Consider the following 15,623-nt stretch of genomic DNA (forward strand, 5'->3'; position numbering starts at 1 on the left):
TGTGAAAGCAATCGTTTGCAATGCCCCTTTTTACTTCCGTTGATCTAAAGCGTAAACACCGTACGGCAACGGCTGTCATCTTCCTGCCACGCCAGCGCGACGTCACTCAGCGAGCGCATCTGGAAGGCGATCGAAAAATCGCTCTCGGCGGCGGCCGTCAGCATTTCGCCGATGCAGGCGATCAACTCTTTATCCGACACGCTGCCGAGGCCGCTGCCCATTAATGTCAGCCCGGACGAGCGCAGCAGTTTACTGTGCAGGGTAATTTCCTGTCCGCTTAAGGAACCGATTTGCACAAAGCGTACCGTTTTCTCTCCGCCCGCTACGGCGGCGTGCATGATATCGAGTGCGCTCTGGCCCCACAGATAATCGAGTACCACATCAACACCTTCTTTCATCAACGCCGGTAACGCGTCCGGCAATTCATCCAGCGTGAAAGTGAGGTCGGCGCCCTGCGCGCGCAGTTGATCCAGCGCGGCGCGATTACGACCGGTGGCGATAATTTTGCCTGCACCCAGATGCTGTGCGATACGCACCGCTAAACCGCCCGACGTGCCGGTTGCGCCATTGATCAATACGGTTTCACCAGTGCGCAGCTGGGCGCGTCGGGTTAATGCCGCCCAGGATGACATGCCCGGATTCGCCAGCGCAGCGGCCAGCACCGGATCCAATTTCGGCGGCAACGAAACGATGCTGTCGGCGGGCACTAAGGTTCTCTCCGCCATGCTGCCCCAAGGTGCATTAAAGGCAAGGAAGTAAACCGGATCGCCATTACTCAGCGTGCCGGTACCATCGATGCCGGTAATAAAGGGATAGTGCGCGGCCGCGCTGTAATGCGTTCCGGCGGCGCGTGCTTTTGCCAGCTGGCTAACGGCGGCGGCTTTCACTGTTACCACCACATGGCTTTCATCAGCCTGCGGTTCAGGAAAATCACCGTAAACGGGCAGTTCACCTGCCGCGGAAACTATCGCTGCTTTCATGCTTTCACCTTCAGTTAAGCGGAAACTATGTGTAATATGCACACATTAGGCTTACCTCAGGATAACGTCAATGAAAAGTGTGCAAAATACACATAATGGTGCTGCATTTGATGATCTGCACAACGCGCTGCTGATGATTGTAGGAACTTTCAATCGTCCACAACGTGATGAATTATTGATAAAAGAGTCAAATATTCAGCTCGATCGTGCGCTGTTTCCGCTACTGATTCAAATCGGTCGCTTCGGGCCAATTGGCGTGGTGGAGCTGGCGGAGCGGGCCGGACGCGATTACACCACCGTCAGTCGTCAGGTGGCGAAGCTGGAGGAGTTAGGGCTGGCGCAGCGCCAGAAAAATGCCAAAGACAAACGGGTGAATGAAGCGGTGATCACTGCGGCAGGTAAAGCGATGACTGACAAAATCGATGCGGCGCGCGCGCAAATTTATCAGAACCTGTTTGCCAGCTGGCCGGATGAAGAGCGCGCCGAGCTGGCGCGTCTGCTGCAGAAATTTGTCGGGGATTTTATTGCCATCGATAAAAGCAAGACGGCGGATTAAGCGTTACTGTAGCGCTCGGTTTCCGGCAGCCAGCGCTCAATCAGTGCCTGCGCCTGCTCTGGATAGTGCTGGTGGATATGACGCGCCACGCGCTGAACTTCGGGAATCATGCCCTGATCGCGCAGTAAATCCGCTACTTTAAACTCGGCGTTGCCGGTTTGACGTGTGCCGAGCATTTCACCCGGACCGCGAATCTCCAGATCGTGCTGGGCAATCACGAAGCCGTCGTTGCTATCGCGCAGCACCTGCAACCGCTTCTGCGCGGTTTTGCTGAGCGGCGCTTTGTACAACAACACGCAGTGTGAAGCGACAGCACCACGGCCTACGCGGCCGCGCAGCTGATGTAACTGAGCCAAACCGAGACGTTCCGGGTTTTCGATAATCATCAGGCTGGCATTCGGCACATCCACGCCCACTTCGATCACCGTGGTGGCGATCAGCAGCTGGATTTCATTGGCCTTAAACGCCGCCATCACCGCCTGCTTTTCGGCAGGCTTCATGCGGCCGTGTACCAGGCCAACCTGCAAATCGGGCAGCGCCACTTTCAGCTCTTCCCACGTTGCTTCTGCCGCCTGCGCTTCCAGCACTTCCGACTCTTCAATCAGCGTACACACCCAATAAGCCTGACGCCCTTCGTGGCAGGCGCTTTGCACGCGCGTGATGATCTCACTGCGGCGGCTGTCGGGAATCGCCACCGTGGTCACCGGCGTACGACCTGGCGGTAGTTCGTCGATGGTGGAGGTATCGAGATCGGCGTAAGCCGTCATCGCCAGCGTGCGCGGAATCGGCGTAGCGGTCATGATCAGCTGATGCGGATGGAAACCTTGCTCCTCGCCTTTTTCCCACAGCGCTAAGCGCTGGTGCACGCCAAAGCGATGCTGCTCATCAATGATCACCAGCGCCATGCCGTTGAATTTCACCTGTTCCTGGAACAGCGCGTGGGTGCCGACCACCATCGCGACCTGACCGCTGGCAATGGCTTCCTGCTGCGCTTCACGCGCTTTGCCTTTCTGCTTGCCCGCCAGCCAGCCCACTTCAATTCCCAGCGGAGCAAACCACTGGCGGAAGTTGTTGGCATGCTGCTCGGCCAGCAGCTCGGTCGGTGCCATCAGCGCTACCTGTTTGCCGTGTGCGATGACGTTCAGTGCCGCCAGTGCGGCCACCAGCGTTTTACCGGAGCCGACATCGCCCTGCACCAAACGCATCATCGGAAAATCGTTGGCCAAATCCTTTTCAATTTCTGCCACCACACGCTGTTGCGCACCGGTTGGCGAGAAGGGCAGCGCCGCCAGTAGCTGATCAACCAGCTCGTGGCGCGCCGTCATCGGCAATGCATGATGGCGCTGCGCACCGGCGCGTACGGCTAGCATGCTGAGGTTATGCGCCAGTAGCTCTTCCAGAATTAAGCGTTTCTGTGCTGGATGGCGGCCAGTATCCAGCTCACTTAAACGCAGATCCGGCGGTGGACGATGCAGCGTGCGTAGTGCATCCGGCAGGCTAATCAGCCCGCCGCTCAGCTCCGATGGTAGCAGCTCGGCAATTGGGCAGCTCTCCAGCAACGTCAACGCCTGATCGGTGAGATTGCGCAGTGTCGCCTGGCGAATGCCTTCGGTAGTGGGATAAACCGGCGTCAGGGTTTCCTGCAGCTCAACGCCGCCTTGTTCGCCCTGTACGCGATACTCGGGATGAATGATTTCAGCACCGCGCTGACCGCGCTTAATCTCGCCGTAGGCGGTAACGCGACGGCCCGGCGCCAGGCTGTTTTTCATCCCGGCATTGAAATTAAAGAAGCGCATGGTCAGCATGCCGCTGCCATCGCTGATGTTGCACACCAACATGCGGCGGCGACCAAATGTGATTTCGCTGCTCAGCACTTCACCTTCCACCGTGGCATAAACGCCGGGCAGCAGGTCATTGATTTTATACAGTTGGGTGCGATCTTCGTAACGCAGTGGCAGATGCAGCAGTAGATCCTGAATGGTGAACAGGCCAAGTTTGGCCAGCTTGCCCGCCTGACTGGCGCCGACGCCGGTCAGGGTACTGAGCGGGATGGCATCCAGCAGACGGCCTTTCATTTTCTACCTGTTGATTGCATGGTGGCCCACCACTCGGCGTCGGCTTCTACTTCGCCCTGACCATTGATGTGCGGATACGGCAGGCCTTTCTGCTTAGCGACGCGAGCCAGCACCGGATAACCGCCTTCGAATAGCAAACGCTGCTGCTCATCTTCATCCAGCAGGCTGTAGGTGCGCTGATACATACCGGCATTCTGTCGCTGACGTTGCGCTTCATACAAAATCAGCGCGGAAGCTACCGAGACATTGAGCGACTGCACCATGCCCACCATCGGCACAACGATGTCCTGATCGGCCAGCGCCAGCGCTTCAGCGGTAATACCGGTTTTTTCCTGACCCATGAGAATGCAGGTCGGTTTGGTGTAATCGATGTCGCGAAAATCTACCGCTTTGGCGGACAGATTGGTCGCCAGCACCTGCATGCCTTCATCCTTCAGATGACGCACTGCATCTGCAATATGCTGATGCGTTTTAACCTTCACCCAACTGTTGCTGCCGGCCGAAGCGGAAACCATGGTGCGCATACGCACGCTTGGCCAGACGGCGTGCACTTCATGAATGCCCACCGCATCGGCGGTACGGATCACCGCCGAGACGTTATGCGGTTTATGCACCTGTTCCATGCAGACGGTGAGATCGTGCTGGCGCAGGGCCAGCATCTCCTGAATTCGGGCAAAACGTTGAGCGTTCATGGGCTAGTTACGGTTGCGGTGAACTTTGATCACGTCCGGCATTACGCGAATTTTGCGCATAATATTCGCCAGATGGACGCGATCGTTCGCGGTGAGGCGGATAAAGGCGCTATACACGCGACCATCACGCTCTTCGGTATTCAGGCTCTGAATATTGGAACTGGCAGTGTTGATTGCAGCGGTCAGATTCGCCAGTGCGCCCTGATGATTGAACATGTCGACTTTAATCTCTGCGACAAATTCCTGGTCGGTCACTTTATCCCACTCAACCGGCATGAACTTTTCAGGCTCTTTTTGGTAGCCACGGATGTTACGGCAGGATTCGTGATGCACCACCAAACCTTTGCCGGGACTAACGTGCGCCACAATCGGGTCACCAGGAATTGGACGGCAGCATTTGGCAAAGGTAATCAGCACGCCATCCGCGCCTTTGATCGGCAGCTTTTTGCGTTTGCTGTTGCTCTGCGGCTCTTCACTGCCTGACTGCAGCAAGTTCTTTGCCACCACCACGCTCATGGCGTTGCCCAGGCCGATTTCTGCCAGCAAATCATCGATGGCGGTCAGCTTCATGCGCTCAAGTTCGTGCTGAATGTTCTCAACCGGAATCTCTGCCAGCTTCTTGCTGCCGCCGAGCGCGTGGCTCAACAGACGACGACCCAGGTTGACGGAGTCTTCACGTTTGAGGTTTTTCAGCAGCTGACGGATTTTGGCGCGCGCTTTCGAGCTGACGACGAAATTGAGCCAGGCAGCGTTCGGACGAGCGCCCGGCGCGGTGATGATTTCAATGGTTTGACCGCTGGTCAGCGATTGTGACAGCGGGTAAGGCTGGCGATCGACGCGTGCGCCGACGCAGGCATGACCGATATCGGTATGCACCGCATAGGCGAAATCGACCGGCGTGGCGCCAGCCGGCAATTCGACGATGCGGCCTTCCGGCGTGAACACGTAGATCTCATCCGGGAAGAGATCGGATTTCACGCTTTCGATAAATTCAAATGAGCTACCGGCGCTTTGTTGCAGCTCCAGCAGGCTTTGTAACCAGCGCTGAGCACGAATCTGCGCGGTAGTACCGCTGACTTCGCCGCTCTCTTTATACGCCCAGTGTGCTGCCACACCCATTTCTGCCATCTGATCCATATCTTCAGTACGGATCTGCACTTCAACCGGTACGCCGTGTGGGCCGATCATTGAAGTATGCAGCGATTGATAGCCGTTGGCCTTGGGAATGGCGATGTAATCTTTTACGCGTCCGGGACGCGGTTTGTACAAGCTATGCATCTGTCCGAGCACGCGATAACAGGTATCCAGATCTTTCACGATGACGCGGAAGGCATAGATATCCATGATCGAGTGAAAACGCTGCTCTTTCAGGTGCATTTTGCGGTAGATCGAGTAAAGATGTTTTTCGCGTCCACTTACGCGGCAGGGAATACCTGCTTCCTGTAAGCGACCGTCGATTTCAGCAAGGATCTTCTGAATCATCTCTTTACGGTTACCGCGCGCCGCTTTCACCACCTCTTTAATCACGCGGAAACGGTTCGGGTAGAGCGCTTCAAAGCCGAGCTCTTCCAGTTCTGTTTTCAGGTGATGAATACCAAGGCGGTGCGCCAGAGGACTGTAAATCTCCAGCGTTTCCAGCGCGATACGACGTTTTTTATCCGGACGTAACGCGCCGAGCGTGCGCATGTTGTGCGTGCGGTCAGCCAGTTTGATCAAGATGACGCGGATATCCTGCACCATCGCCATGATCATTTTGCGGAAGTTTTCAGCCTGCGCTTCTTTCTTGTCGCGGAACTTCAGCTTATCGAGCTTGGATACACCTTCTACCAGTTCGGCAACGCTTTTACCAAACAGCTGTTCCATATCCTGGTAAGTGGCGGGCGTATCTTCGATCACATCATGCAGCAGCGCCGCCATTAGCGTTTCGTGGTCGAGTTTCATCTCGGCCAGAATGCAGGCTACAGCAACAGGATGGGTGATATAAGGCTCGCCGCTGGAGCGTGTTTGACCCTCGTGGGCATCACGCGCGACTAGATAAGCTTGCTTGAGGCGCTTAATTTGCTCCTCAGGCAAGTATTTTTCAATCAGTTGATTGAGGCTTTCAAACAGATACAAGGGCGACCTGCGAAGTGCTGTTAACGACGACCTTCAGCGATAGCGGTAACGGCTTGTAACTCAGCGGCTTCCTGCTCATGCTGTTCCTGACGATCACGGACATCCAGAATCTGGGTAGTGATCAAACCTTCTTCGATTTCGCGCAGGGCGATAACGGTTGGCTTATCGTTCTCTTCCGGAACCAGCGCATCTTTACCGCCTACCTGCATCTGACGTGCACGACGTGCAGCGACCAACACCAGGTCAAAACGGTTACCAACTTTCTCTACTGCGTCCTGAACGGTTACGCGTGCCATAGGTGTGCTACTCCACAGATGATGAAGAAATGACTGGGCATAATACTGAAAGTGAATTCAGACTGCCAATAGTTTGCTGATTAAAGCATCATGTCGCGATTTTTGGCGACCCATACGCAGACGTTCTGCGCGAATAATGGTTTTCAGATCTGACAGCGCCAGATCGAAATCATCATTAACAATTAAATAGTCATATTCGGCGTAGTGGCTCATTTCCGCCACGGCCTGTTGCATACGACGGGCAATCACCTCTTCGCTGTCCTGACCGCGGCCACGCAGGCGACGATCCAACTCTTCGGTAGAAGGCGGCAGCACAAAGATGCTGCGAGCGGCCGGCATTTTCTGGCGAATTTGCTGCGCACCTTGCCAGTCGATATCCAGGAAGACGTCCACGCCGGTCGCCAGCACCTGCTCAATCGCAGCGCGTGACGTACCGTAATAATTGCCAAACACTTCCGCATGTTCGAGGAAGTCGTCTGTTGCAATCATGGTCTCGAATTCGGACTTAGAGACGAAAAAGTAGTGCTCACCATGAGCTTCACCGGGACGCACGCCACGGGTGGTATGAGAAATAGACACCTGCGTATCGTACAGCGGTTGTGTCTTTAACAGCGCCTGAATCAGGCTGGATTTACCCGCGCCGCTGGGGGCGGAAACTATATAAAGCGTGCCTTGAGCCATGGTTATCTTGAATTGAGTAAAGAGCGGAGTCGATTTCCTGCACAGTATACACGGCTTGGGGTGGTCACGCAGCGTTTGCCGCTTGGCTGAGGCAATTCTTTTTTCTGTGAAGCCGCGCCAGAGGCTGATGTAGCAGGCTGCAACAGCAATTTAATCTCTGGAATCAGCATCCAGCGCACAATCTTCATGGCTGGTAAAGGCCTGCGCTGCGCGCTCCAATAGCGAAAAAGGAGAGCGAAGATGAAAGGATGCCTGAGTCTATTGTGTTGCTTATTCAGTATGGGTTGCTGGGCCGAAGCGCTCTGCCCGAATTGGTCGCCGGTGCGCGCGGGGCAGGAAATCACACAGCTGCAAACCCAGCTACGACAGTGGGATGACGCGTATTACCGGCAGGGCACAAATCTGGTGACCGATGCCGATTACGACAGCCTGCAACTGCGATTACAGCAGTGGCAGCGCTGTTTCACTCCGGCGCACGCCACCTACGATGCACAACTCACCACCGATGGCAGTACGCATCATCCGGTGGCGCATACCGGCGTGCGCAAACTGCGCGATAAGCTGGCAGTGGCGTACTGGATGCAGGACAAATCTGCGCTATGGCTGCAGCCGAAAGTCGATGGCGTCGCCGTTACTTTAGTATATCGACAGGGTAAGTTGGCCTCATTGATCAGCCGCGGCGATGGTTTGCGTGGCGAAGAGTGGCTGGCCAAATCCGCACATATTCCCTCCATCCCGCAGCGGCTGGATACCTTGCGTGAGGAAGTGGTGCTGCAAGGTGAGCTGTTTCTGCAAATGACCGATCATCAACAGGCGCGTGACGGCGGCAAGAACGCGCGCGCTCAGGTGGCGGGAGCGATGATGCGCCACGACACCAGCCCGCTGCTTGAGCGCCTTGGCGTATTTATCTGGGCGTGGCCGGATGGACCCAATTCAATGCCCGATCGTCTGGCGCAGCTCACACAATGGGGATTTGGGCTGGCGCAGAGCTGGAGCCGTCAGGTGAGTAATGAAGAGGAAGTCGCGGTATGGCGCGATCGCTGGTTCCGCGAATCGCTGCCGTTTGTCACCGACGGCGTGGTAATCCATCAATCACCTGTCAGCGCAGGGCGCGACTGGCAGCCCGGCCAGGGCAGTTGGTCAGCGGCATGGAAGTATCAACCAGCAGAAGTCAGCAGCGAAGTGCTGTCAGTGGATTTCAATGTGGGCCGCACGGGCAAGATCGCTGTGGTGCTAAATCTGATACCGGTACAACTGGAGGACAAAACGGTACGCCGGGTAAACATTGGTTCCCTGCGACGCTGGCGGGAACTGGATGTGATCGCGGGTGATGAGGTGACGCTCACGCTGGCGGGATTAGGCATTCCGCGACTGGAGCGCGTGATTTGGCGTGTGGCGCAGCGCGATTATCCAGCGTCGCCACAGGAGGGTGAATTCCACGGCTTAACCTGTCTGCACTTTAGCGCCGACTGCCGGGCGCAGTTTTTATCTCGCCTTAGCTGGCTCAGCCAGAAGTCGGTACTCGATATTGCGGGTGTTCAGCGCAGCAGCTGGCAGCGCCTACTGGATAGCGGCGCTATCAGCCATCTCTTTTCCTGGCTGACACTGACGCCGGATCAGATTGCGCAGGCTAATGGCATCACGCCGGCTCGCGCGCAACTTATCTGGCACCGCTTTAACCTGACGCGTGAGCAGCCGCTGCGACGCTGGGTGAGTGCGCTTGGCTTGCCGTTGCCGCGTGCAGCGTTACAGGCTTTACCGGATGCGCAGTGGTCGCAGTTGCTGGCGCGAACGGCGGAAAGCTGGCAGCAACTGCCCGGTATCGGTAGCGTGTTAGCACAACGGATTGTGATGATGCTGCAGGATGCGCACCTGCAGCAGTTGATTCACTTTCTGCAGCAGCAGGAGATTCCTGCAACTGATTCAATGTTCAGGATGGGGATAGTTGAAGATCGGCAAACCGAGGCGGAAACGCAGCGCCAGCAAGCGGGCGAAGAAGCCGAACAGTAGCGTGATGATCACCACCGCTTCATGCGCCAGCGGCGTTTTCAACAACAGGATATACATCCAGCCCGAGGCAAAAGCGATACCGGCATACAGCTCTTTCTGGAACACCAGCGGAATGCGGTTGCAGAACATATCGCGCAGCACTCCGCCGAATACGCCAGTGATCACGGCGGCGATGGCAGCAATGATGGAGGCGTGCCCGCTATCCAGTGCAACCTGGGCGCCAATAATCGAGAACACCACTAAACCCAGCGCATCCAGCACCAGAAACACTTTGCGCAGGTGCGTCATTAGCGGTGCAACAAAGGTGGTCACAACCGCAGCCGCAGCCACGATCATGATGTACTCCGGGTTTTTAACCCAACTGAGCGGATAGTGGCCCAGCAAAATGTCACGCACCGAACCGCCGCCAATGGCGGTGACCGAGGCGATGATGATCACGCCAAACAGGTCCATTTTACGACGTCCTGCCGCCAGCGCGCCGGTCATGGCTTCGGCTGTAATACCAATAATATAGAGAACGGTTAACAACATAGAGCACTCCAGTAAATTGGCGGCAAGGCTAAAGATTTCTCAGAGTGTAGACCACTGAGATTTTCTAAATAAAGCGTTATCGGATTAGGCTTTTTGATGGCGTGCATGCTAACAGGCTTAGCAGGCGGGATAAATCTGCAGTTATTGACCTTTTCGCATAAGTATAAATGATGCGAAGAGGGGCAGATCTTCTCTTCTTAAGTTCTAGCCAGTTTGTGTCGTACGTGATTACTGGCAATTGAAGCAGGATTTCCGCTCTCAGGCATCACGCGTAGCAACTATTGGACAGGCATGAAAACTCGTAACGAAGACATTCTCTTTTTCTCCTCTGACAAACTGGCGGCGCTGGGGCTTGAGAGTCTTTTGTCCTCGTTACCTGTTGCGTTTCAGCTGCATGAGCTATGGTCTCTCAGCACGGTCATGGCGAAGTGCGAAAAGATGAAACCGCGTTTGCTGGTGTGTATCTTTCATGAAAATATGCCGCTAACCGGCACCTTAAAAGTGCTTTACGCCTTACAGCAGCAGTTTCCCACGATGCAAATCGTGGTGCTGACGCGGCGTTTGTTACCGCTGATGCATGCGCTCAGTCGTTACCTGCCTTCGCTGACGGTGTTGGACTTAAAATCCTCTCGTCAGATACTTTCCAGCCGTCTTCTCACCAGCATCAACACTAATGCCCAAATTCAGTTAGTTGAAGGTGCGGATATTCTTTTGCCAGACAGGCAATTAAGGGTATTACTGATGATGGCGTGGGGTTACAGCATAGAGCACATCGGCATTCGCTTAGGCATCAGTCACAAAACAGTGAATGCACACAAACTCAATGCACTGGCGCGACTGCAGGTCAAAAGCAAGAATGATATGGCCGATCTCTACATGGTGATTGATGAGTTACGCATGATAGTGAGTTGGCTGCGCTTGCAGCGTAACGGCAAGTTAAGTGAACTCAGTTTTCAGTCACTGGAAGAGTTACTGGAAGCCTAAAAAGAAAAAAGCGTGCTGGCGACCAGCACGCGAACGCATCTTTTCAGATGCCCAGAGCCCACCATACAGACTTGTTTTTATTATCCGTTTCTTGCTCGCACGTTAGCGAAACTTTTCAGGCTAAAGCGGTATTCTGGCTGGAACCAGGAGCGACCGTAGTAGCAGTAGATCAGCATTCTGATGGATACCATGGCGAGGTAGCCCCAGATGGCGCACAGCACTGAAGGTGTCAGCCACACGGTAAACAGTGTGACGCTTAATCCCACCAGTACAGAAGATGTTTCCGCAAAAGCGATGTGCGAAAATTGGTTTTCCCGCTGTAATATGGCGCGATAATGTTGTCCCTGCGGAATAATAATGAAGATGACCGAAATCATTTCCAGCATTATTGCCATTTCGGGTTGATTCATCATTCGACTAGAAATATCGCTACCAATAAACAGCGCGGCAAAAATAGCGAGTCCGCATAATACATTCCCCCAATATAATATTGAGAGATCGCTATTGTTCAGGTTTTTAGTTCTGATAATGGCATTGCCAAATCCGCGATCGGCCAGTGTGTCAATAATCAATAACATTACAATAGCAATGGCGAGTAAATTTAACTCGTTTGCCTGGAGTATTTGTGCCAGAAGTGAAAGTTGTAAAACACCAATGCCGACGATTTTAATCGATGACAAAATTGACCATTTAGCGTTGGTCAGATTTTTTTCTCTTATCGCCATATTCTGCTCATTATGGTACATGTACCAGTGCAATTAAGGGTTTACTCTGGCCACAGGCCAAAGCACAGCTTACATCAATGCAGCGCATCCTGACGCAGCCCTGATATACCTTTCAGGTTTTGCCACGTAAAAATGCGTTCAATTAAATGATGTTCTGAATTTATTAAGATGACCCTGGCGCTTAATGATGTTGTTGTCTTAATGGTATCTCCTCCTGTGCGGAGGAAATCCGTAAGATCATTATAAAATCCCTTTGAGTTTATATATTCCCCGGCCAGCATCCGGCTGGCAATCTCAACAAATTCTTTTTCTGATAACAAAGGATAGGTTGAGCGATCCATGTTATTTCCCTGCTGTTGTTATTATGGTTACTGCTGTGTGTGAAATGAGTTATACCGTGTTTTAATTAATTTAACACCATCAGAAAACTCCTATAAATAGACCGCAGGAATAAATGGTTTCAGAATTTGCATCAGAATATATAAGGCGAATGATTTACTATTTATTAGTGCTTTTCTTCATTCCATACGGTTGAATGAATCGGCGATAAAGAAATACAGAAAAAACTTTGATAAATCAGAGGCACTCAGCATTTTTCTGCACATCCTCACCAGGAATTTTCCTGTTGAGAATGCTTAAGCCAGACTGGTGTTTAACAGATAAATACGTGAAGGTTTGAGCAAAACAGTTAAACGCTACTGAGCAAAAAAGTAAGCGATTTTTATTGATTGATTCCAGCATGCGTTAAAGAAGCGATCTCTGCATAATCCATTGATTCTAATGAGTTAACAGATGAAGAAGCTGTTCCAGGTCGCGTTTTACCCATGCAACATCCTCGGCAAACTTCTCGTCAGACATGAATGCTTGACGATAAACCACCATCACCACTTCCGCACCTTGCTCATTGGCAATTACCCGCATCGGCATATAAATCTCTTTACCCGTTCCGGTATCAATCCAGTGATCCATCACGCCAAAGGGATTGTGTGGGGTAAAGCGAATCTTTACCGTTCCCTCGGGACCTTTGGCTTTCCAGCTGTTCCCTTCCTGCGTCAGCGTACTGGCGCTGAGTCCGCTAGCCCATTTGGCAAAGCATTCCGGTTTCCAGATGGTTTCATACAAATCTAACCAGTTGCGTGGAACCGTTAGTGTGACGGTCTGAGATGGCAGCATGGGACCTCCTGATGTGATACAGCCATTAAAGCACGCTGATACCGGGCTGCAAACGGCCCGGTCATGGAAGTGTGGGTCAGCAGCGGTTTCCGTGAAAACGCTGTAATCAGATAAACTTGCCGCGTCCCTGAATAGCCTGCTCTTCACCCGTATCATCAGCATGGCGCAGCACGAAGCGATCGGACTGCGCAACCACCGCGCAGCTGTGGTTAGGGAAGATGCGCAGCAGCGCGCCAACGGTGGGTGCCTGTTCAGCATATTGCAGGAAACCATGCTCCTCCGACAGCTTCATCACTTCATAATGATTGCCTTGCTCATCGACGGCGATACCAAATCCGCTGGCATTGGTGCCGTGCGGCCCTTTATCAGAGCTAAGCATTTTGGAACCGGCATCAATAATGGCGAAGTGCGGATTGACCGCTACCACGCGCGTTACCACGCTCAGCGCCAACGCCTCTGGCGTGCAAAGACCTAAACGCCATGCGGTGAGATCGAGCAGCGCATAATTGCCGGGGCGGATTTCATTGCTTCCCTGCGCGACGGGTGCCGCCAATGCCGTTGGCGTTGAACCGACTGAAATCGGGCAGTGCGCAAAACCAGCGGCAATCAGGCGCTGCTGCAGATCACGCATCAATGTGATTTCCTGCAGAGCAACGTCGGCAATCGCTGCGGCGTTGCCTGCGCCATAAGCGTGACCGGCATGAGAAACCAGCCCGGCAAACGTGAGGCCCGCACCCTGTATCTGCTGCGCCAGCGTAACGGCGGCATCGCCGTGCGGATCAACACCGATGCGATGTAATCCCACATCCACTTTGATGGCTAACGCCAGCTGGCAATCGGGCTGGCGCTGATGTGCAGCCGCTATTGCCGCCACGCCATGCGTGCAATCCGCAATGCAGGTAATGCGCGCCTGATGTTGTACGGCCACCGCCAAAAGTTCTTTCAGCGTTTCGGCATGCACTACGGGGTAAGCCAGCAGCAGATCGCGTTCGCCACCGAGAATGAAGGCGATGCCTTCACTCGGTTTAGATACGGTAATGCCGCGCGCGCCGAGCTTTCGCTGCTGCTCAGCAATCCAGACGCTTTTATGGGTTTTGATATGAGGACGTAGCGTGACGCCAGCGGCATCGGCTTTTTGCTGCATCTGTTGCAGGTTGCGTTGCAGGCGCGCTGCATCAATTTCGAGGTAAGGTGTGAGTCGGTCGGCAATCAGAGGCCGCAACCAGCCAGCCTCAATATTCTGTTCCATCATAATAGTCCGCAGGTGATTACACAGTGCGGACTATGATTCATCAATGCACGGCAGAATGCCAGCCGACAAAATCGGCACATTCCTGCGCAGGGCCGCCATGGATGGTGACTTTTTAAACTTTAGAGTTGGAGCTCTGGAATCCGCCGCCCAAATCTTCTATCAAAACCACCGCAAGGTTAATCTGCTGCGCCTTCAGCGCCACCAGTTTCTGGTCGGATTCGATCAGCTGATTTTGGATTGTCAGCACATCAAGATAAGGACGCAGGCCCGCTGCGTATTCACGATGCAAATCATCCCACGCGCTGTGAATCAGCTGGTTGGCGCTTTCCTGTTGCGCCAGCTGATCCTGAATCGACTGCAACTGAGTAATGGTGTCGCTGATATTACCCAGTGAACTAATCAGCAATTTGTTGTACTGCGCTACCGCCAGATCGTAATCGGCGTCGCTCTCTGCTAAATCGGCGCGACGTTTGCCCGCGTCAAAGATCGGCAATGACAAACTCGGTCCCACATTAAAGAAGCGGCTTGGCGCACCAAACAAGGCATCGCCGAGCAGTGATTTGGTGCCGGCTTCGGCCACCAAATTGATGTTGGGATAGAACTCGGTTTTGCTGGCGGCGATCTGTTTTGATGCCGCTTCAACGCGCCAGCGCGCGGCCACCACATCCGGACGACGACCCAGCAGTTCGGCCGGAATGGCGTTTGGCAGCATGGCGGCGACCGGCACATTCATTTGCGCCGGTTTTAGCTGGTGCCAGTAATCTGGGCCTTTACCTATCAGCGTTGAAAGCTGAATACCGGCATCGGTGACTTGCTGTTGAGCTTGCGTCAATTCGGCTCGCGCGGTTTTCTGCTGCGACAGCGCCTGCTTATATTGGTAATCGGAAGTGAGGCCAGCGCTGACATATTGCTGCTGAATTTTGGCGATACCCGCCGCACGCCCGGCATTCTGCTGCGCCAGTTCGGCATTATTCCAGGCGAGATTAAGGTTGTTCCACGCTCGCGTCACGTTCGCGGCCAGCGTTAACTGACTGGCCTGACGATCCAACTCGCTGGCACGTGCTTGCCCCAATGCGGCTTCAGCGGCATCTTTTTTGCCGCCCCATAAATCGAAGGTGTAGCTCAAGCCAACGTTAGCGGTGCGCAGCGTGCTATAGCTTTTCCCCTCCAGCAGCGGATCATCCACTTTTGCCACACGCGAGCGCGTAATGCCCGCGTTGAGATCGACAACCGGATAGCGTTCGGCATCGGCGGCAATCACTTGTGCATTGGCTTTATCCGCTTGCGCGTTGACTACCTGCAAATCCGGGCTGGATGCCATCGCATCATCAATCATTCGATTGAGTTGAGCATCGTTAAAACCTTGCCACCATGCGCTTTTTGGCCAATTCGCGGCGCTGAAATGCGCGTTTTTCAGGGATTGACTGGCTTGCAGAGCGTTAGCATCAAGCAGCGTGTTTTTGGGGTGTAAGCCTTGTGGATTGGCACAACTGGCCAGCAGCGCAGTGGCAACGGCCAGCGCGATAAATTTGCAGTGAAAGTGCTGTGTCATG

The 15,623-nt window shown here is 54.0% G+C and carries 15 protein-coding genes; 3 read left to right on the top strand and 12 right to left on the bottom strand.

The annotated features are described in order from the left end of the window. Positions 1 to 44: 44 nt before the first annotated feature. The gene (locus ACVLVH_RS21750; RefSeq protein ID WP_192415281.1) at positions 45 to 980 is read right to left on the bottom strand and encodes a quinone oxidoreductase family protein; all 936 of its coding nucleotides are present in this window, start codon (positions 978 to 980) and stop codon (positions 45 to 47) included. A 70-nt stretch (positions 981 to 1,050) separates the two neighbouring features. On the opposite strand from ACVLVH_RS21750, the gene ACVLVH_RS21755 reads away from it, so the two are divergent. Then, the gene (locus ACVLVH_RS21755; protein ID WP_192415283.1) at positions 1,051 to 1,536 is read left to right on the top strand and encodes a MarR family winged helix-turn-helix transcriptional regulator; all 486 of its coding nucleotides are present in this window, start codon (positions 1,051 to 1,053) and stop codon (positions 1,534 to 1,536) included. Here the strand turns inward: ACVLVH_RS21755 and recG are convergent. The 5 genes from recG to gmk are packed head-to-tail and all read right to left on the bottom strand — an operon-like array spanning position 1,533 to position 7,395. Beyond that, positions 1,533 to 3,611, bottom strand: a complete 2,079-nt coding sequence (gene recG / locus ACVLVH_RS21760) for an ATP-dependent DNA helicase RecG (protein ID WP_192415284.1) — start codon at positions 3,609 to 3,611, stop codon at positions 1,533 to 1,535. The genes ACVLVH_RS21755 and recG overlap by 4 nt on opposite strands. Then, positions 3,608 to 4,303, bottom strand: a complete 696-nt coding sequence (gene trmH / locus ACVLVH_RS21765; RefSeq protein ID WP_101760710.1) for a tRNA (guanosine(18)-2'-O)-methyltransferase TrmH — start codon at positions 4,301 to 4,303, stop codon at positions 3,608 to 3,610. The genes recG and trmH overlap by 4 nt, the downstream gene beginning before the upstream one ends. 3 nt (positions 4,304 to 4,306) lie before the next feature. Continuing rightward, the gene (spoT, locus tag ACVLVH_RS21770) at positions 4,307 to 6,418 is read right to left on the bottom strand and encodes a bifunctional GTP diphosphokinase/guanosine-3',5'-bis pyrophosphate 3'-pyrophosphohydrolase (protein ID WP_101760709.1); all 2,112 of its coding nucleotides are present in this window, start codon (positions 6,416 to 6,418) and stop codon (positions 4,307 to 4,309) included. A 20-nt stretch (positions 6,419 to 6,438) separates the two neighbouring features. Continuing rightward, a complete protein-coding gene (gene rpoZ, locus ACVLVH_RS21775) occupies positions 6,439 to 6,714 on the bottom strand; it encodes a DNA-directed RNA polymerase subunit omega (protein WP_007885265.1) in 276 nt (91 codons plus the stop codon). Between the two features lie 57 nt (positions 6,715 to 6,771). After that, on the bottom strand, positions 6,772 to 7,395 hold the full coding sequence (gene gmk / locus ACVLVH_RS21780) for a guanylate kinase (RefSeq protein ID WP_008109768.1): 624 nt from the start codon (positions 7,393 to 7,395) through the stop codon (positions 6,772 to 6,774). A gap of 240 nt (positions 7,396 to 7,635) precedes the next feature. Here gmk and ligB point away from each other — a divergent pair, with 240 nt between their 5' ends. After that, the gene (gene ligB / locus ACVLVH_RS21785; protein WP_192415285.1) at positions 7,636 to 9,405 is read left to right on the top strand and encodes an NAD-dependent DNA ligase LigB; all 1,770 of its coding nucleotides are present in this window, start codon (positions 7,636 to 7,638) and stop codon (positions 9,403 to 9,405) included. On the opposite strand, the gene ACVLVH_RS21790 is transcribed toward ligB, so the two are convergent. Continuing rightward, positions 9,319 to 9,936 (bottom strand): trimeric intracellular cation channel family protein, encoded by a 618-nt coding sequence (locus tag ACVLVH_RS21790; RefSeq protein ID WP_008109765.1) that lies wholly within the window; start codon positions 9,934 to 9,936, stop codon positions 9,319 to 9,321. The genes ligB and ACVLVH_RS21790 overlap by 87 nt on opposite strands. 291 nt (positions 9,937 to 10,227) lie before the next feature. On the opposite strand from ACVLVH_RS21790, the gene ACVLVH_RS21795 reads away from it, so the two are divergent. Beyond that, the gene (locus ACVLVH_RS21795; RefSeq protein ID WP_192237015.1) at positions 10,228 to 10,920 is read left to right on the top strand and encodes a response regulator transcription factor; all 693 of its coding nucleotides are present in this window, start codon (positions 10,228 to 10,230) and stop codon (positions 10,918 to 10,920) included. 80 nt (positions 10,921 to 11,000) lie between these two features. Here the strand turns inward: ACVLVH_RS21795 and ACVLVH_RS21800 are convergent, their stop codons facing one another. The 5 genes from ACVLVH_RS21800 to ACVLVH_RS21820 form a co-directional block, all read right to left on the bottom strand. Beyond that, complete coding sequence (locus tag ACVLVH_RS21800) at positions 11,001 to 11,645, bottom strand: oligosaccharide flippase family protein (protein ID WP_192415287.1); 645 nt, start codon at positions 11,643 to 11,645, stop codon at positions 11,001 to 11,003. Positions 11,646 to 11,719: 74 nt separating this feature from the next. Continuing rightward, positions 11,720 to 11,986, bottom strand: coding sequence for a hypothetical protein (locus tag ACVLVH_RS21805; protein WP_137386792.1), 267 nt, complete (start codon positions 11,984 to 11,986; stop codon positions 11,720 to 11,722). A 436-nt stretch (positions 11,987 to 12,422) separates the two neighbouring features. After that, entirely contained in the window at positions 12,423 to 12,818 is a 396-nt protein-coding gene (locus ACVLVH_RS21810; RefSeq protein ID WP_101760704.1) for a polyketide cyclase, read from the bottom strand. Between the two features lie 106 nt (positions 12,819 to 12,924). Next, complete coding sequence (locus ACVLVH_RS21815) at positions 12,925 to 14,070, bottom strand: alanine racemase (RefSeq protein WP_370581471.1); 1,146 nt, start codon at positions 14,068 to 14,070, stop codon at positions 12,925 to 12,927. A gap of 112 nt (positions 14,071 to 14,182) precedes the next feature. Then, the gene (locus tag ACVLVH_RS21820; protein ID WP_192415288.1) at positions 14,183 to 15,622 is read right to left on the bottom strand and encodes an efflux transporter outer membrane subunit; all 1,440 of its coding nucleotides are present in this window, start codon (positions 15,620 to 15,622) and stop codon (positions 14,183 to 14,185) included. Between the last annotated feature and the right edge of the window lies 1 nt (position 15,623).

This window comes from Kluyvera sp. 1366, from assembly GCF_054823405.1.